Annotated in this window: 18 protein-coding genes, 1 other RNA gene and 2 pseudogenes; 12 read left to right on the top strand and 9 right to left on the bottom strand. The window is 62.7% G+C overall.

Annotated features, from left to right (window positions below; genetic code table 11):
- Positions 1-106 precede the first annotated feature (106 nt).
- Positions 107-1,222, top strand: a complete 1,116-nt coding sequence (locus ABIC03_RS20950) for a DUF2336 domain-containing protein (protein ID WP_354060639.1) — start codon at positions 107-109, stop codon at positions 1,220-1,222.
- Between the two features lie 19 nt (positions 1,223-1,241).
- Positions 1,242-1,484 carry a hypothetical protein gene (locus ABIC03_RS20955; protein WP_247288059.1) on the top strand — a complete coding sequence of 81 codons (243 nt, stop codon included), beginning with the start codon at positions 1,242-1,244 and terminating at the stop codon, positions 1,482-1,484.
- 50 nt (positions 1,485-1,534) lie between these two features.
- On the opposite strand, the gene ABIC03_RS20960 is transcribed toward ABIC03_RS20955, so the two are convergent.
- Positions 1,535-2,434: a LysR family transcriptional regulator gene (locus ABIC03_RS20960; protein ID WP_275173464.1), complete on the bottom strand. Its 900-nt coding sequence runs from the start codon at positions 2,432-2,434 to the stop codon at positions 1,535-1,537.
- A 252-nt stretch (positions 2,435-2,686) separates the two neighbouring features.
- Here ABIC03_RS20960 and ABIC03_RS20965 point away from each other — a divergent pair.
- The 5 genes and pseudogenes from ABIC03_RS20965 to ABIC03_RS20985 all read left to right on the top strand — a co-directional run bounded on the left by ABIC03_RS20965 (position 2,687) and on the right by ABIC03_RS20985 (position 6,358).
- A pseudogene (locus ABIC03_RS20965) lies at positions 2,687-3,471 on the top strand (carboxymuconolactone decarboxylase family protein).
- 168 nt (positions 3,472-3,639) lie between these two features.
- Complete coding sequence (locus tag ABIC03_RS20970) at positions 3,640-4,035, top strand: (R)-mandelonitrile lyase (protein ID WP_275173559.1); 396 nt, start codon at positions 3,640-3,642, stop codon at positions 4,033-4,035.
- 114 nt (positions 4,036-4,149) lie between these two features.
- Positions 4,150-4,542 (top strand): putative quinol monooxygenase, encoded by a 393-nt coding sequence (locus tag ABIC03_RS20975; RefSeq protein WP_354060642.1) that lies wholly within the window; start codon positions 4,150-4,152, stop codon positions 4,540-4,542.
- Positions 4,543-4,555: 13 nt separating this feature from the next.
- Positions 4,556-4,939 (top strand): DUF1330 domain-containing protein, encoded by a 384-nt coding sequence (locus ABIC03_RS20980; protein WP_354060644.1) that lies wholly within the window; start codon positions 4,556-4,558, stop codon positions 4,937-4,939.
- A 237-nt stretch (positions 4,940-5,176) separates the two neighbouring features.
- A pseudogene (locus ABIC03_RS20985) lies at positions 5,177-6,358 on the top strand (MFS transporter).
- On the opposite strand, the gene ABIC03_RS20990 reads toward ABIC03_RS20985, so the two are convergent.
- Complete coding sequence (locus tag ABIC03_RS20990) at positions 6,340-6,837, bottom strand: GNAT family N-acetyltransferase (RefSeq protein WP_354060646.1); 498 nt, start codon at positions 6,835-6,837, stop codon at positions 6,340-6,342. The pseudogene ABIC03_RS20985 and the gene ABIC03_RS20990 sit on opposite strands and share 19 nt — an antisense overlap.
- A 163-nt stretch (positions 6,838-7,000) precedes the next feature.
- On the opposite strand from ABIC03_RS20990, the gene soxC reads away from it, so the two are divergent.
- The 5 genes from soxC to ABIC03_RS21020 all read left to right on the top strand — a co-directional run bounded on the left by soxC (position 7,001) and on the right by ABIC03_RS21020 (position 11,176).
- On the top strand, positions 7,001-8,272 hold the full coding sequence (gene soxC, locus ABIC03_RS20995; protein ID WP_354060648.1) for a sulfite dehydrogenase: 1,272 nt from the start codon (positions 7,001-7,003) through the stop codon (positions 8,270-8,272).
- Positions 8,259-8,807: a c-type cytochrome gene (locus ABIC03_RS21000; protein WP_354060650.1), complete on the top strand. Its 549-nt coding sequence runs from the start codon at positions 8,259-8,261 to the stop codon at positions 8,805-8,807. The genes soxC and ABIC03_RS21000 overlap by 14 nt, the downstream gene beginning before the upstream one ends.
- Before the next feature lie 10 nt (positions 8,808-8,817).
- The gene (locus ABIC03_RS21005; protein WP_354060901.1) at positions 8,818-9,288 is read left to right on the top strand and encodes a DUF302 domain-containing protein; all 471 of its coding nucleotides are present in this window, start codon (positions 8,818-8,820) and stop codon (positions 9,286-9,288) included.
- 46 nt (positions 9,289-9,334) lie between these two features.
- Positions 9,335-9,688, top strand: coding sequence for a hypothetical protein (locus ABIC03_RS21010; RefSeq protein ID WP_275173480.1), 354 nt, complete (start codon positions 9,335-9,337; stop codon positions 9,686-9,688).
- 312 nt (positions 9,689-10,000) lie between these two features.
- The gene (locus tag ABIC03_RS21020) at positions 10,001-11,176 is read left to right on the top strand and encodes a GAF domain-containing sensor histidine kinase (RefSeq protein WP_354060652.1); all 1,176 of its coding nucleotides are present in this window, start codon (positions 10,001-10,003) and stop codon (positions 11,174-11,176) included.
- Between the two features lie 227 nt (positions 11,177-11,403).
- On the opposite strand, the gene feoB is transcribed toward ABIC03_RS21020, so the two are convergent.
- From feoB to ssrA, 7 genes are all read right to left on the bottom strand, one after another.
- The gene (gene feoB, locus ABIC03_RS21025) at positions 11,404-13,275 is read right to left on the bottom strand and encodes a ferrous iron transporter B (RefSeq protein ID WP_354060655.1); all 1,872 of its coding nucleotides are present in this window, start codon (positions 13,273-13,275) and stop codon (positions 11,404-11,406) included.
- A 21-nt stretch (positions 13,276-13,296) separates the two neighbouring features.
- Positions 13,297-13,572: a FeoA family protein gene (locus ABIC03_RS21030; RefSeq protein ID WP_007600961.1), complete on the bottom strand. Its 276-nt coding sequence runs from the start codon at positions 13,570-13,572 to the stop codon at positions 13,297-13,299.
- Between the two features lie 152 nt (positions 13,573-13,724).
- Positions 13,725-13,979, bottom strand: coding sequence for a ribbon-helix-helix domain-containing protein (locus ABIC03_RS21035; RefSeq protein ID WP_007600962.1), 255 nt, complete (start codon positions 13,977-13,979; stop codon positions 13,725-13,727).
- Positions 13,976-14,164 carry a DUF4169 family protein gene (locus ABIC03_RS21040; protein WP_275173486.1) on the bottom strand — a complete coding sequence of 63 codons (189 nt, stop codon included), beginning with the start codon at positions 14,162-14,164 and terminating at the stop codon, positions 13,976-13,978. The genes ABIC03_RS21035 and ABIC03_RS21040 overlap by 4 nt, the downstream gene beginning before the upstream one ends.
- Before the next feature lie 275 nt (positions 14,165-14,439).
- The gene (gene fumC, locus ABIC03_RS21045; RefSeq protein WP_354060659.1) at positions 14,440-15,912 is read right to left on the bottom strand and encodes a class II fumarate hydratase; all 1,473 of its coding nucleotides are present in this window, start codon (positions 15,910-15,912) and stop codon (positions 14,440-14,442) included.
- A gap of 87 nt (positions 15,913-15,999) precedes the next feature.
- A complete protein-coding gene (locus ABIC03_RS21050; RefSeq protein ID WP_275173488.1) occupies positions 16,000-16,515 on the bottom strand; it encodes an SspB family protein in 516 nt (171 codons plus the stop codon).
- Positions 16,516-16,629: 114 nt separating this feature from the next.
- Positions 16,630-16,995, bottom strand: a transfer-messenger RNA (tmRNA) gene (gene ssrA, locus ABIC03_RS21055).
- Between the last annotated feature and the right edge of the window lie 64 nt (positions 16,996-17,059).

Raw genomic sequence — 17,059 nt, forward strand, 5'->3', positions numbered from 1 at the left:
CGACTTTACCGGATTCTCGCGTTTGTTCCCTAGTCTCTGTTCCCAGAGGAACTCGGCGTCCTGCCGGCACAAGCAGGATGGCTAGCCAAGAACTGGGGTCATCGGGATGAACGGCGCGACAACACTTCTGCAGGATCTGGACGACGCGATCGCACGCGGCACCGACGAAAGCCGGACCAAGGCGCTGTGGCACGCGACCGACATTCTGATCACCGGCCGCTACAGCGACGACGAGATCAGCACGTTCGGCGAAGTCATCGGTCGGCTCGCCGACGAGATCGAGGTTGCTGCGCGCGTGCAACTCTCCGAGGTGATGGCAGCCTGCGATCACGCTCCGCTCAATGTCATTGCGCAACTCGCGACCGCCGACGAGATCGAGGTCGCCGGTCCCGTGCTGCGCGATTCCAATCGTCTCGACGAGAAGCTGCTGGTCGAGAGCGCCATGACCAAGAGCCAGTTGCATCTGCTCGCGATTGCCCAGCGCAAGTCGATCGGCGAGGCCGTCACCGACGTGCTGGTCAAGCGCGGCGACCAGGAGGTCGTGACGTCGGTTGCCAGGAACGAGGGCGCGCGCTTCTCCGGTTCGGGTCTGCTCCACATGGTCCGCCGCGCCGAGGGTGACTCGATTCTTGCCGAGCAGCTAGGGCTGCGCAAGGACGTGCCGCGCCACATCTTCCAGCAGCTGATTTCGAAGGCGTCGGAGGACGTCCGCCGCCGGCTCGAGCACGAGCGCCCGGAAATGATAGCGCAGATCCAGAGTTCGGTAAGCGACGTCACCGGCGATCTGCACTCCAAGTTCGGCCCGTCCTCGCGCAGCTATTTCGTCGCCAAGCGCGTGGTGACGACGCAGTACCGGCAGGGCAACCTCAACCAGGATTCGATCTCGAACTACGCGCGCCAGCACCGCTTCGACGAGGTGCAGATCGGCCTGTCGCTGCTGTCGTCGCTGCCGGTCGACGTGATCGAGCGAGCGATGATGGACCGCAACCGCGAGATGATCCTGGTGCTGTGCAAGGCCCTCGATTTCTCCTGGGACACCACGATGTCGCTGTTGTTCCTCGGCGCCAAGGATCACCTGATCACGGCGCGCGAGCTCCACGACAACGAGCGCGATTTCGGCAAGCTCAAGATCGAGACCTCGCGCAGCGTCTTGAAATTCTACCAGTCGCGCAAGACCGCGGGTGCCGACGCGGGCCGTCAGCCCGAGCTCCAGGTACACTGAGCGAGAGGGAGTATCTGCAATGTTGCCTCAATTCGGCACCGCCGTTCGCAAGAAGAACCTCAACAAGGCCGCAGCCGGCGAGATCGGCGGCGGAGCAGCGGACCAGGCCTCGGTCGATGCCGCCTGGCTCGTGCTGGAAGCCGCCAACGACCTCGGTGACCATGCCGCGATCGAAGCGTGCCGCCGCGTCATCGACGCCGAGCTGAACGGCACGGCGGCCGGCAGCGCGGATGTCGATCTCGTGTTGGGGTATTTCAGGTAACAGTCCTGCCCGGCCGAGGATTGTCAGGCACCGTGAGCGGTGGTGAGATCCTACTTGCCGCGATATCGAAGGGCCTCGACGAGCAGCGAGAATGCCGGTGAAGGTTGGCGCCGACTGGGATAGTAAAGGTGGTAACCCGAGAACGGCGGACACCAATCCGACAGGGCCCTGATCAGCCGACCCTGCGAGATGTATGGCTGCACGTGTCCTTCGGTGAGGTAGGCAAGGCCGAGGCCTTTGAGCGCTCCCTCCAGCAGAAGCCCTGCGCTGTTGAACACAAGCTGTCCTTCCACGCGCACGTTGAGCTCCCGCCCGTTCTTCTCGAACTCCCAGGCGTACAGGCTGCCGCCGTGGGTCGGAAGGCGCAGGTTCAGACAATTGTGGCCGGTTAGATCCTGAGGCGTCCTGGGCCGCTTGCGTTCGGCGAAGTAGGACGGCGACCCCACGACGGCCATTCGCAGATCAGGGCTGACGCGTACAGCGATCATGTCCTTGGCGACGAGCTCGCCCGGACGAATGCCCGCGTCGACCTGCTGCGCCACGATGTTGGTGAGCCCGTAATCGATGATCACCTCAACGTGAATGTCTGGATATTGGGGAAGAACCTTCCCCAGCGCCGGCAGCAGGATCTCGGCGGCGGCGTACTCCGTTGCCGTCAAACGCACGGTTCCAGCGGGCTTTTCTCGGAGCTCACTCAGCGCAGCGAGATCAGCATCCATCTCGGTGAATTTGGGCCCGACGCTCGCGAACAGCCGTTCTCCGGCTTGAGTTGGCGTGACACTCCGGGTCGTTCGGTTGAGAAGACGGACCCCCAGCCGCTCCTCCAACTTTCGGATGATCTGGCTCAGCGCCGATTGCGTCATGCCAAGCTTGGCTGCGGCACGCGTGAAGCTGCGTTCCCTCGCCACGGCGAGGAAGGCCAGGATATCGCTGGCGTCGTCCCGGTTCATTGATAAGCTTGTCTTATGACTGCATGCGGATTTTATCACCTAATCGGACGGAGGCGGAAGCCTTAGTTTCCCATCAACATGAGCGGCACTTGATCTTCTCTTCGCCCGAGGGCTCGCCAGCCCTGCGCTCGTTGATCGCAGCCTGACGCGATTGAACGTCCGGGTTTCTCGTGAGCGCGGGCACCGTGCTCTGCGCAGCACTCGTCGCCTTGTGGCTGATGGTGCACCCGACAACCTGGAAGGATACTCGCGATGAGAATGCTCGCAGCGGCCTTGTTTTCGATCTGCCTATTTGCTGACGGCCCGGTGGCGGCCCGAGACGGATCCATCGAAGGAGCAAAGACCATGTCAAAGCCGGTAGACGTCCGCGCGGTCGCGCCAGCTCTCGAAGGCTACGCGCAAAAATTCGTCCACGGCGATCTGTGGAAGCGACCGGCTCTCTCGCCTCGGGACCGCAGCATCGTCACCGTCGCGGCTCTCATCGCCCGAGATCAGAAGGTGGAACTGCCATACTATCTAGGTCTCTCGCTGGACAATGGCGTGAAGCCGTCGGAGATATCGGAGATCATCACGCATCTGGCCTTCTACACCGGCTGGGCCAACGCGATTGATGCGATCCCGGCTGCGAAGGAAGTCTTCGAGAGCCGCAACATCGGGCCCGATCAGCTTCCCCCGGCGTCGGGGCCGCAACTGCCGCTCGACGAGGCGGCGGAGAAGCAGCGGGCAACGCGCGTCGGAGAGCAGTTCGGGCAGATCACGCCCAGCCTGTCCAGTTTACGACCGACGTGCTGTTCCGCGACCTCTGGCTCAGGCCGGCGCTGGCTCCGCGCGACCGCAGCCTGGTTACCGTGAGCGCGCTGATCGCCACCGGTCAGGTCGCGCAGATCACCTACCATTTGAACCGCGCCATGGACAACGGGTTGACTCGTGAGGAAGCGGGCGAGGTGCTCGGCCATCTCGCCTTCTACGCCGGTTGGCCTAGCGCTTTCTCCGCGGCGCCGGTGGTCAAGGACGTCATCGAAAAGCGACCGCGCTGAGGGAATGACAATGCCCGGTCGACAATCCTGTTCGCGAGCCGCCACGAGCGGACGCATGCCGTGGTGACGCGTAGAGACATCCTCGTTGGCGGAAGCGCCCTCGCCGGCGCGGGAATTCGACTGGCGCCGGCGCTCGCGTCCGAAGCACTGAAGGAGACTGCAATGGACATCGACATCAAGAGAAACGGGTCCCGCCCTTCCCAGAAGGGCCCCGAACACTGGTTCACCGGGACGGTGCGTATCGACCCACTGTTCGCGGCTCCCGAGCCCGCACGCGTCAGCGGCGCTCAGGTCACTTTTGAACCCGGCGCACGCACGGCCTGGCACACGCATCCGCTCGGGCAGACGCTGATCGTGACGGCCGGTCTGGGCTGGGTGCAGCGAGAGGGCGGGCAGATTGAGGAAATCCGCGCCGGCGACGTCGTGTGGTTTCCGCCGGGCTTGAAACATTGGCACGGAGCGACGCAGACCACCGCAATGACGCACATCGCCATTCAGGAATCCGTCAACGGAAAGAACGTCGATTGGATGGAGAAGGTCGCCGACAACCAATATCTGAAGTGAGATCTGCGATGCGCGGGTGCGACAGCGATGAACTGTACGATATCGCCAAAGCCGCGAGCACCCTTCGAGCAATCCAAATCAGGTAGGGCCAGTGAAGCTTCTGAGGGGGAGAACATGAAGAAGAAGCAGCTTTTCTCGTACGGCCTATCGATGCTGGCCGCTGTATTCGCCGGCGGCGTCGTCGCCCAACAGGCGGACGAACGATATGTCCAGGTGGCGGAAATCGAGATCGATCCCGTCCAATTGGACGGCTATAGGGCTGCGGTGCAGGAACAGATCGACGCAGCAATTCGCAAGGAGCCCGGCGTCCTGGTGCTCTACGCCGTTTCCGAAAAAGACAACCCGACCCACGTCAAGGTTTTCGAAATCTACCGGGACAGGAGCGCCTACGAAGCTCATCTCGGAACAGATCATTTCAAGAAATACAAGACGACGGTTGAGAAGATGGTGAAGTCGCTCAAGCTGATACAGGCAACCCCGATCGTGCTCGGCGCCCAATCGAAGTGAGGATAGAATCGACATGAACAACTCGATCGCGATGGCCGCGGCGCTGGCGGCCGGAATCGGTATCGGTAGCTTCGGCGTTCAGACTCTTCATGCGCAGGCGAAGCCGCCCGTCTATATGATCGAAGATAACACGGTAATCGACCCCGAGGAGTTCGCGAAGGAATTCGCTCCTCTAGCGCGTGAAAGCCTCAAGACGTACGGGGGACGGTATCTAGGAGGCGGCAGTGGCCTTTCAATCGACGGAGATCCGCCGAAGGGGCGTGTCGTTCTTGTCCAATGGGACTCGGTCGAGCAAATGAGGAAGTGGCGACATTCGCCGGAATACACCGCCGCGCGTGCCGTGGGCGAGAGGTATGGTCGTTTTCGCATCTTTGCGGTCGATGGCTTGTCCAAGTGACCAATTCCAACCGGTTCCAGCGGACGTCGGATCTCATCATTCATCGGCTTAGTGTCGTCGTGCTGGCGACAGAAACGTCCGTGAGATCCCCATGTTCATGGTCGGCGCAGGACGGACGAACCGTCGAATGAATGGAGAAGGTGAGTGACGAGCAGTACCGAAATGTAAGGCCCCGCATCCCACCCCACATCCTCCAATCGGGGCGAACGCGCGCGCCAATCATTAGGAGAGGTTTTCATGAGCGTACAACTCGCTCGAAGCAACGAGGCGCTGTCGCGCGGTCCGGCATGGAGTGCAGTGTTTGCGCTGACCCTCTGCGTCGGGACCTTGATTGCCTCCGAGTTCATGCCGGTCAGCCTGCTCACCCCCATCGGGACCAATCTCCACATGACCGAGGGGCAGGCGGGCCAGGCCATCGCGGTCTCCGGGCTGTTCGCCGTCTTCACCAGCCTTGCGATCTCCTCGGTGACGCGGGGCATCGATCGACGCATTGTTCTGCTTGGCCTCACCTCGGCGATGATCGTATCGGGACTAATGGTGGCGCTGGCGCCCAACGCGCTGGTGTTCATGGCAGGGCGCGCGCTGCTCGGGGTCGTCATCGGCGGGTTCTGGTCGATGTCGGCGGCCACCGTAATGCGTCTTGTGCCTGAAGAGCAGGTTGCGGCAGCTCTCAGCCTCCTCAACGGGGGGAACGCACTCGCGACCACGATCGCCGCACCGCTCGGGAGCTTCCTCGGCCAGTTCATCGGCTGGCGCGGCGCCTTCTTCTGCGTCGTCCCGCTCGCCATCGTCACCCTGGTCTGGCAATACGCCACATTGCCCTCGATGCCCTCCGAGCGCAGTGCCGCGGGGAACGTATTCGGGTTGCTTCGCCGGCGGGCAATCGGCATTGGGATGCTCTCGGTCGCTCTCCTGTTCATGGGCCAGTTCGCGCTTTTCACCTATTTGCGGCCATTTCTGGAGACCGTGACGCGCGTAGACGTCTCGACGCTCTCGGCCATCCTGCTCGTGGTCGGCGTCGCGGGCCTGCTGGGGACTTACCTCATCAGCTTCCTTCTGCGGCGGGGCCTGCAAGGACTTCTGATCGGGATGCCGCTTGCTATGGCTGCCCTTGCCCTCGGCTTGATCGCCTTCGGACGTTCAACCGTTGTGGTCACTGTGCTGCTGGCCGGTTGGGGCCTCATCGGCACGGCCGCACCGGTCGCTTGATGGACCTGGATGAGCAGGGCGCTGCCTGAGGATGCGGAGGCGGGCGGCGGCCTGATGGTCGCGGTGCTCCAGCTCGCCATAACGGCGGGCGCCTCCCTCGGAGGATTCTTGTACGACAGCAGTGGATACCGGAGCGCCTTCATTGCCGCCGCCGTCGTGCTCTGCGGCTCCGGACTTCTGCCTTTTGGGGTCTACCGCCGAATACGGTAGATCACGACGTCTTCGCCGTGACGGATCTTACTTCGCTCGAGGAGATAATTCGATTTCTCCAATACACGGCGCGATGCGCCATTGCCGACATAGACCAGGCCGATCAGAGACGGCAGCTCGTAGTGTAACAGTCCGATATCCGTCAGCGCCGTGGCGATCTCGCTTGCAAGTCCGCGGCCCCAGAATTCGCGCTTGAACGCATAGGCAATCTCGATCTCGTCGATTTCGTCCACCAAGATGTGCCGGATGCCCGCTCGCCCGGCGAATGCGCCGTCTTTCGTTCGCAGCACCCACAGCCCGAAGCCATGCTGGTCCCAATGCGCGATATTCGCATCGAGATAGGTCTTGGTCCTCTCCGCCGAACGGACGCCGCCGAGATAGCGCGACACGTCCGCATCGAGATGCAATGCGACGAGGTGCGCGAGGTGATCCTCACGAAGCCTCTCGGCGGTCAGGTTCTCGGTGCTGAAATGATCCATGGACCCGGATAGAAGCTTTCGGAGCAGGGCAGGATGACGCGCCTTCGCCGCCCCCTCATGATTTCTAACACATCCTAACGGGCAATTTCGGCGGCATCCGGTCAATGTCCCCATGGAAAAGCGGTGGAATTTCCAAATCAGCACGAAGGCCGACGGAGATTGCATGACGTCCAAAACGCAAATCGAATCACTGCAACGGCGCGCGAGCGTCTCGCGCCGCGGTTTTGTGGGAGGCCTGTCGGCGGGCGTTCTGGGGGCGGTTGCGACCGAAGCGGCGGCCGCGCAAACGCTGGCCGAAATCCCTGATCGCGGGCCCGGCGCCGATCTCGGTGCGCACAGCGAACGATCGCGGTTCGTCAAGATCGATCGCATTCCCGAGGCGGGACCAGGCAAGCGCAACGTCGACCCCAGTGATGCCATCAACTCCAAGACGCCGCATCAGAAGCTGGTTGGCAACATCACACCAACCGATCTGCATTACGAGCGCAGCCATTCCGGGGTGCCGGACATCGATCCCGCGCAGCACCGTCTGCTCATCCATGGCCTGGTTCAGAAGCCGCTGGTGTTCAACGTCGACGATCTCAAGCGGATGCCGTCGGTCACGCGCGTGGTCTTCATCGAATGCACCGGAAACGGCTGGGAAAACTGGAAGAAGGCAGACCCTGACCTGACGGTGCAGAACACGCACGGCCTCGTCAGCACCAATGAGTGGACCGGCGTTCCGCTGAAGTTCCTGATTGGTCTTGCGGGCAAGGAGAAGAATTCGAACTGGATGCTCGCCGAGGGAGGCGACGGCGCGGGCGTCGACCGCAGCATTCCGTTGACCGACGAAATCGTGAACGAGGCCTTTGTCGCCTACGGTCAGAACGGCGAACCACTGCGCCCCGCGCACGGCTTTCCAATGCGACTGGTGATGCCGGGTTTCGAGGGCAACCTCAACATCAAATGGCTGCGCCGTCTCAAGTTCGGTACTGAGCCCTGGATGACCCGCTGGGAGACGGCGCGCTACACGCAGCTGCTCGCCAATGGCAAGGCCCGCCAGTTCCAGCTGAGGATGGAAACCAACTCCGTCATCACACAGCCCTCGGGCACGATGCAGATCCAGCCCGGCTACAACATTATCTCCGGTCTCGCCTGGAGCGGCCATGGCAAGATCGCCAGGGTCGAGATATCGACTGACGGCGCGAAAATCTGGAAACAGGCGCAGCTGAATCAGCCGGTGCTGTCGAAGGCCCAGGTTCGATTTCAGATGGATTGGGTCTGGGACGGTAAGCCGACAAGTATCGTGAGCCGCGCGACCGACGAGCAAGGCAACGTTCAGCCGGACCGGCAGTCCTTCATCGCCGCGATGGGGAGCAATGCGCTGTTCCACTACAACGCCCAGCAGACTTGGAGCATCGACGAGGCCGGGAGGGTTCGCAATGTCCTCGCATAATAATCGGCTTGTCGCTGCGGCTCTCGCGCTCGACCTGCTCGCGGCGCCCGCATGTGCATTCGATTTCGGCCGTCCCGCGACTCCGGAGGAGATCAAGCTATGGGACATCGACGTAACACCCGATGGCAAGGGGCTGCCTGTCGGCAGCGGCACGGTTGCGCAGGGTAAGCAGGTCTTCGCCGACAATTGCACGGCCTGTCATGGCGACAACGGCCAGGGCGGGATCAAGGATCGTCTGGCCGGTGGGCAGGGCACACTCGCCTCCAGCGCGCCGGTCAAGACCGTCGGCAGCTTCTGGCCCTATGCGACGACCTTGTACGACTACATCCACCGCGCGATGCCATATCCCACACCGGGTTCGCTCAGCACCGACGACACCTATGCCGTCACTGCCTACATCCTGAGTCTGAATGGCATCGTTCCCGCCGACGGCAAGGTTGATAAGGACAGCTTGCCGAAGATCAAGATGCCCAACCGCGACGGCTTCATTCCGGACCCGGAATTCGATCCGGCAAAACTATTCAGCAAGAAATGAGCATGTGATCATGAGGGTTTCGGCGCTGCTCAAGATCCTCGTCCTGGTTGCTGCGACATGTTTATGGGAGACCCAAGCAATGGCCGTCGACGGACTGATCACGATCAGGAGCAGTTTCGGCCCTGAAGAGACGATGAAGCGGCTGGAAGCCGAGGTGATGGCCAAGGGCCTCACTATATTCGCCCATGTCGATCATGCCGCGGGCGCCGCTGCTGCCGGCCTGCCGTTGCGCCCGACCAATCTCATCATCTTCGGGAACGCAAGAGGTGGTACGCCATTGATGCAGCAGTCGCAGACCAGCGGCATCGATCTGCCGCTGAAGGCGCTGGTCTGGCAGGACGAACAAGGCGCGACCTGGTTGTCCTACAATGATCCGGCGTATATCGCCGGGCGTCACGGCATCGGCGAGCCGGCCAAGGCTGCAATCGTCGCCATGACGGCGGCCCTGCATGCGATTGCGACCAAGGTCACCGCACCCTAGCGCAGTTGGGGCGGCCGCGTGACGCGTGCGCCACGAGGAGAGATCCATGAACAGCACAGACGGGCAACCGGAATCACCCGCTCCCGGGGACGGCAAGATCGCCAGATGGGCGGTCATAGCGGTGTTGTGCGCCCTCCTCGTCGGTGCCGGCGCGCTCGGCTATCTCGGCTGGTTCAGCACGACAACGGAGGTGCCAGCGTCGGGCTATGTCGCACTGGTGCTCGGTGTCGTGTTTTCGCTGGTGGTCGGCATCGGCTTGATGGCGCTGGTGTTCTACAGCAGCCGCAAGGGTTATGACGAACCGGCGGTGCTGATCCGGGAGCCGGAGAGCGATTCGAACGAAGAAAGCGTCAGCTCAGGCTCCACCACACCGAGTGAGCGCACCGAGAGAGTACGCTGAGCCGGATGCTCGCTTCGAATCCCGGGGGGTCTTCGTTCTCTCCGCCGGACGCACGCCGCCGAAATATCGGGACACCTCGGCATGGAGATGCAATGCGACGAGGTCGGCCAGGTGATCCTCTCGAAAGCCTCTCGGCGCTTAGCCTGCCAATACCCGATTGTTCCGTTGGGAACAGATAGCCGTTTCAATGGTGGAGAGTCGTGCAACATTGACGCGGAATAACTTGGCTGGCAGTGCTTTTCACCGTGGCAAGGACGCGCTTTAGTTGGGGTGACGGTCTCCCCGGGGCGAATGTTCCGAAGCGGAGTGGCAATGGATTTCGAGCGCGACATAGCCAAGGTCAGCGGAATCGCTGCGGTCTCGACCATCCTCGACGTGGTCAGCCGGACCACCGGCATGGGGTTTACGGCCGTCGCCCGCGTCACCGAGAACAGGTGGATCACATGTGCCTCGCGTGACGAGCTTGCGTTCGGGCTGAAACCCGGTGACGAGCTCAAGGTCGAGACCACGATCTGCCATGAGATCCGGCAGAGCCGTGACGCCGTCGTCATCGAGAATGTCAGCGAAGACGCCGCGTACTGCACGCATCACACACCTGCGCAATATGGCTTCCAAAGCTACATCTCCGTGCCGATCATTCTTCCCGACGGTTCATTCTTCGGAACTCTTTGCGCCATCGATCCGAAGCCGCGCAAGCTTCGGACCCCCGAGATCATCGGCATGTTCAAGCTTTTTGCGGAGCTGATCGCGTCTCATCTCGATGCGGCCGAGCGCGTCGAGCTGATCGAGAACCGGCTCGCGCTGGAACAACGCAATGCCGAACTGCGCGAGCAGTTCATTGCCGTGCTCGGTCACGACCTCAGAAACCCTCTTGCCTCGATCCAGGGCGGCCTGCGGCTTCTGAACAAGAAGGTCGATGACGAGGGGAAGAACTGGATCAACCTGCTGCAGGGAAGCGTGGCCCGGATGGCGGGCCTGATCGACAATGTCATGGACTTCGCCCGCGCGCGGCTCGGCTCCGGGATGCAGCTCAAGCTGAAAGAACAGCCGCTCGAGCCTGTCATCAAGCAAATTGTCGCGGAGTTCGAGAACGTGCATCCGGATCGTGTGATGGAAACGGTGGTCAACGTTCCGGTGAGTGTGAGGATCGACGCCGACCGCATAGGTCAGATGCTGTCCAATCTTCTCGGCAACGCGATTTCCTATGGCGCCGCCGACGAGCCGATCAGGGTGCTGGCGCAGACGACCGAAGCCGGCTTCGACATCAGCGTTATCAACAAAGGCGCGCCAATTCCGGCTGATGCGATCCCGCGCCTTTTCACTGCGTTCGATCGTGGCGACGTTCTGCCGAACCAGAAGGGGCTTGGGCTCGGATTGTACATCGCCCAGGAGATCGCGCGCGCCCATGGCGGGTTGATCGCCGCGTCGTCGATGCGGGATGAAACGGTGTTCACCGCGTCGTTCCCAGCAACACAGGCCAGCGGCTGAGAAGGCGTGCCACGCTCCGGTATCTGGCCGTCACCGAGCGTCTGGCCAATTCTCGGACAATGCCATCATGCGCCTGTTTTGCCCGACGGCGCAACCGGCCTTGTGTGCCGGCGTTGGGTCGGGCCAGCTACGGTCAGCTGATTTTAGCACACGCGTAACCCATTGATCTCACAGCGTCGGTCTACTGTGCATGGGGTTGTTTTCGCGTTTTTGATTTTCGAGAGGGGCTACCCCGCCCCGAACGCGAGCGCGACATTGTAGGTCAGAAGGCTCGCGGCATAGGCCAGCACCAGCATGTAGAAGAAGGTGACGGCCATCCAGGTCCAGCTTCCGGTCTCGCGCCGGATCACGGCCAGCGTGGATGCGCATTGCGGGGCGAAGATGTACCAGGCCAGCATCGACAGCGCGGTCGCAAGCGACCATTTCGTCGCTAGCACCTGGCCGATCTGCTCGGCCGCTTCCTTGCCGCCTTCGATCGCATAGACGGTGCCGAGTGCTGCGACCGCGACCTCGCGCGCCGCCATGCCGGGGATCAGCGCGACCGCGATCTGCCAGTTGAAGCCGACAGGCGCCAGCAGCGGCTCGAGCGCCTTGCCGATGATCGCGGCCAGGCTGAAGTCGATCGCCGGCTCGGTTGCGCCCGCGGGCGGCTGCGGGAACGAGGCCAGGAACCAGATCAGCACCATCATCGAAAAGATCGTGGTGCCGGCGCGGTGCAGGAACATCTTGGCCCGCGTATAGACGCCGATCGCGATCGATTTCAGCCGCGGCATCTTGTAGTCCGGCAGCTCCAGCATGAACGGCGCCGGCGCATAGTCGCGCAACATGAAGAACTTGATCAGGAACGAGACGGCAAGTGCGCTGGCGATGCCGACAGCATAGAGGCCGAACATCACCAGGCCCTGGAGGTTGATGAAGCCCCAGACGTCTCTGGCCGGAATGAAGGCGGAGATGATCAGCGTGTAGACGGGAATGCGCGCCGAGCAGGTCATCAGCGGCGCGATCAGGATCGTGGTCAGCCGGTCGCGCTTGTTGTCGATCACGCGCGTCGCCATGATGCCGGGGATGGCGCAGGCAAAGCTAGACAGCAGCGGAATGAAGGCGCGGCCGTGCAGGCCGGCGCCGCCCATGATGCGGTCCATCAGGAACGCGGCGCGCGCCATGTAGCCGAAATCTTCCAGCAGCAGGATGAACAGGAAGATGATGATGATCTGTGGCAGGAACACGATCACGCTGCCGACGCCTGATATCACGCCGTTCTGAAGGAAGCTCTGCAGCAGGCCGGCGGGCAGGGTCGCGTGCACGAACTCGCCGAGGGAGTCGAAGCCCGAATTGAGCAGCTCCATCAGCGGCTGCGCCCAGGCGAACACCGCCTGGAACATCACGAACAGGATCGCCGCGAGCACGATCAGCCCGCCGACGGGATGCAGCACGATCGCGTCGATCCGCGCGGTCCAGGTGTCGGGGCGAGCAGGCAGGCTGACGCAGTCGGCGATGATGCGGTCGGCTTCGCGCTGGGTGGCGCGCAAGTCGGCCACGCTGAGCGCCCGCCAATTGTTCTCTCCCGGCTCGGCGGCGAGCTTTGCCGAAATCTCGTCGGTCAGCGACAGCAGGTCGGCCGTGCCGCCCTTGCGCACCGCGATCGAGGTGACCACGGGCACGCCGAGCTCCTTGGCGAGCCGCGCGACGTCGACAGTGATGCCGCGGCGGCTCGCGATGTCGAACATGTTGAGCACGAGGATCATCGGCCGGCCGGTGCGCTTGAGCTCCAGCAGCAGGCGGATCGTCAGGCGCAGATTGGTCGAATCCGCCACGCACAGCACGAGGTCGGGCAGGGTCTCGCCGGTGGCCTTGCCCAGCACGAAGTCGCGGGTGATCTCCTCGTCCGGGCTGCGGCCGCGCAGCGAATAGGTGCCGGGCAGATCGACCACGGAGACCTGACGTCCCAACGGCGTGACGAAGAAGCCTTCCTTGCGCTCGACGGTGACGCCGGGATAGTTCGCGACCTTCTGCCGGCTGCCGGTCAGCGCATTGAACAGCGAGGTCTTGCCGCTGTTTGGCGTGCCTACCAGGGCGAGATGAAGTAGGGGCAATTCCATGGGAGTTGGGGTCCGGTCGCTTCAGGCGACGATAATGGCCATGGCTTCGCGACGGCGGACCGCGATGGTGATGCTGTCGACCCGCACCGCGATCGGATCGCGCCCGACCAGCCCCTCGTGCAGGACCTCGACCCGGGCGCCCTCGACGAAGCCGAGCTCGATCAGCCGGCTCTCGAGTTCGATGTCCGAGAGCGCCGAGCCCGCGTCCTTGGGGGAAAGGTGCTGGATGACGCCGGTATAGCCGCGCTGGGCCAGGCCCAGCGGCATCTGCGGACGCGTATCATGGATGTCGGTCATGCCCTGTATTTTCAACGCAGGGCATCGAGGTCAAGCGCGCTCGGTCGCTGAAACTGCACCTTAGAGTGATTTTAAAGTACCAGCTTCGTGACGGAGGCGATTGGCGCCGGGATCGGCGCCAAGATGAGCGCCTAGGATCGGCGCAAAGTCGGCTACTGGGCCGGGACCTTTTCCGCCTGGATGGCGGCCATGGCGCGGCTCTTGAAGTAGTCGAGCACGAACAGGCGGATCGCCGAGGACAGATTGCCCTGCTGGCGGTTGCCGTCGATCTCGCCGACCAGCTCGGACAGCGTCATGTTGCGCAGGCCCGAGATCTCCTTCATGCCGTTCCAGAACGCCTCTTCCAGGCTGACGCTGGTCTTGTGACCGGCGACGACGATCGACCGTTTCACGACGGGCGACTTCATGGCTGCTCCTCGCGATCGATCTGGTGCTGGTCCAGGTGCGCCTTCGCCTGGTCCGCGCGCGTCTCCTCCGCCGACCGCTCCGCCTTCGTGCGGCCGAACTTCGTTCGGTTGGCGTGCGCCTGCTTCGCCGTGGCTTCCCGCTCGGCGCGCTTCCGGAAACGATTCAGGTTGATGACGTTCGCCATGTCGCGTCTCCATCATCCGATCCTCCGTGGGCAGGATGAAACATTCAGAAACTGTGCGCCGCAATGCGCCCAATGAGACTTGATCGCCATTCGCTTGTCCTCGTCAATCGACCCTTGGGCCATCAAACGATGAATTCCGCCCCGTGGGAGCGGAGGGGCTGCGTAACACGCAATCCCGCCGCGACATTGACGGTAATCAAATCCCGTCCTTTAAGCCCTACATTTAATGGAGCCAGGGGCTCCGTATCATTACGGATGGCTATCGGAATTCGGAATTATCCCGGGCTGGTCATCTTCTCGGGGCGCACCAGGCGGTCGAATTCCTCCGCCGAGACGAAGCCGAGCCGCAGCGCCTCTTCCTTCAGCGTGGTGCCGTTGGCATGCGCCGTCTTGGCCACCTTGGCCGCGTTGTCGTAGCCGATCTTGGGGGCGAGCGCCGTCACCAGCATCAGCGAACGCTGCATCAGTTCCCTGATGCGCTTCTCGTCGGCGCGGATGCCGCTGACGCAATGCTCGGTGAAGGAGCGCGCGGCGTCCGCCATCAGCCGGATCGAGTGCAGCATGTTGTATGCCAGCACGGGCTTGTAGACGTTGAGCTCGAAATGGCCCTGGCTGCCGGCGACCGTGATCGTGGTGTGATTGCCGAACACTTGGCAGCACACCATCGTCATCGCCTCGCACTGCGTCGGATTGACCTTGCCCGGCATGATCGAGGAGCCCGGCTCGTTCTCCGGCAGCATCAGTTCGCCGAGGCCCGAACGCGGACCCGATCCGAGCAGGCGGATGTCGTTGGCGATCTTGAAAAGGCCTGTCGCGACCGAATTGATGGCGCCGTGCGCCAGCACATAAGCGTCGTTCGAGGCCAGTGCCTCGAATTTGTTCGCGGCACTAGTGAAGGGCAGCTTGGTGATCCCGGCAACGTGCTTTGCGAACAGTTTTGCAAAGCGCGGCTTCGAATTGAGGCCGGTGCCGACGGCGGTGCCGCCCTGCGCCAGCGGATAGAGCTCCTTCACCGCGACCTTGAGCCGGGCGATGCCGCTTTCGACCTGTGCGGCATAGCCGGAAAATTCCTGGCCGAGCGTTAGCGGCGTCGCGTCCTGGGTGTGGGTGCGGCCGATCTTGACGATCTTTGCGAACTCCTTCTCCTTCTTGCGCAGCGCGCGCAGCAATTCGCCGAGGGCAGGGACGAGATCGGCGGTGATGCGGCTTGCCGCCGCGATATGCATCGCAGTCGGGAACGAGTCGTTCGACGACTGGCTCATGTTGACGTGATCGTTGGGATGCACCGGCTTCTTGGCGCCGAGCTCGCCGCCCAGGAGCTCATTGGCACGGTTGGCGATGACCTCGTTGAGGTTCATGTTGCTCTGCGTGCCCGAGCCGGTCTGCCACACCACCAGCGGAAAATGGTCGTCCAGCTTGCCCTCGATCACCTCGCGCGCGGCGCGGATGATGGCGTTGGCGCGGCGCTGGTCGAGCAGGCCGAGCTCCTGGTTAGACTGCGCCGCGGCGAGCTTGACGACGCCGAGCGCGTGCACGAGCGAGATCGGCATGCGATCGGTGCCGATGCGAAAATTCTGCCGCGAGCGTTCGGTCTGCGCCCCCCAATAACGATCGGCGAGGACCTCGATGGGGCCGAAGCTGTCGGTCTCGGTGCGGGTCGCCGGGCGTGAGGAGCTGTCGGTCTTCGAGCGGGCGGCCTTCGAGCGGGAAGTCTTCGAGAGTGAAGTTTTGGCCATGAGCACATCCATTCCGCCGCGCGAAATGCCACGCGGCCTCTTCATGTGCCTCTATATAGGGAGTTTGGCCGCCCGCGACGGGCGCCAGTCCGATCTAGATCATTTCTTGCGGAAACGATCCAAGCGCACGACTTCGGCGCCGCCCTGGTTCGGAGCCGCCGGCTCTTCGGCGCCTTCCGCAGGTTCAGTGGCAGGGGGCACCGCGACCGCTGACGGGGCGGGAGCGGCCGGCAATGTCTCGGCCGAGAGGTCGGCGACATCGGAGGTGTCGAACTGGAGGCCGAATTTCACGGATGGATCGAGGAAGCTCTTGATGGCGCTGAACGGCACGATCAGCCGCTCCGGAATGCCGCCGAAGGACAGGCCGACCTCGAAGCGGTCCTCGAGCACGGTCAGATCCCAAAACTGGTGCTGCAGGATGATCGTCATCTCTTCGGGATATTGGGCCAGCAGCCGTGAGGACAATTTCACGCCGTCGGCCTTCGACACGAAGGTGATGAAGAAATGATGCTCGCCGGGCAGTCCCTGGGACGCGGCGTCGGTCAGCACCTTGCGCAACACGCCGCGCAGTGCGTCGCGGGCCAGCACATCGTATCGGATATGATCGGTCGCCATGGTGGTCCTGTTGCATTCCAGGAGCTGGGCCCTGCCGGCCCGACTCGCCAAGCCGCAATAGTACCGCGCCTGACGGGTCAGCAGGAGTCCCCGCGGGGTAGGAAATAAGAGGTAAGTGGAGGCTTCTGTTGCCAGGTGCCTCCGAACCCCGCCTAACGGAGCTTAACCCGTTAGGACTTCAGAATGGTCTTTCAAACTGCGTTACGCAGCCTGAGCAACCGGAGCAAAGTTGTCGTTGGCAACTATTGCATAGCCCGATAACGGCGGAACAATACCGAGAAAAAGAACGCCCTTTACGCCCTCGTCGATCCTATTTCGCCCCCGCCAAAGCCCGCCTCAGGGCCAGCCCGCTGGTGGGCTTTGGTGGAGGCGCCGGGTACCGCCCCCGGGTCCGAATGGTTTATTGCGACGACCATTTATTTCCATAGCCGGCGAACCGGCACTCCCAATATAGGGGGCAAAGGTTTCAAATAACAGGTGTTTCGAGCGATCATTCCGAGGTTCCCTTTGGATAGGTTCCCGGTAGCCTTGGCCGCGCACCGGC

This window comes from Bradyrhizobium sp. RT6a (assembly GCF_040547675.1).
In the GTDB taxonomy this organism is placed as follows: domain Bacteria; phylum Pseudomonadota; class Alphaproteobacteria; order Rhizobiales; family Xanthobacteraceae; genus Bradyrhizobium.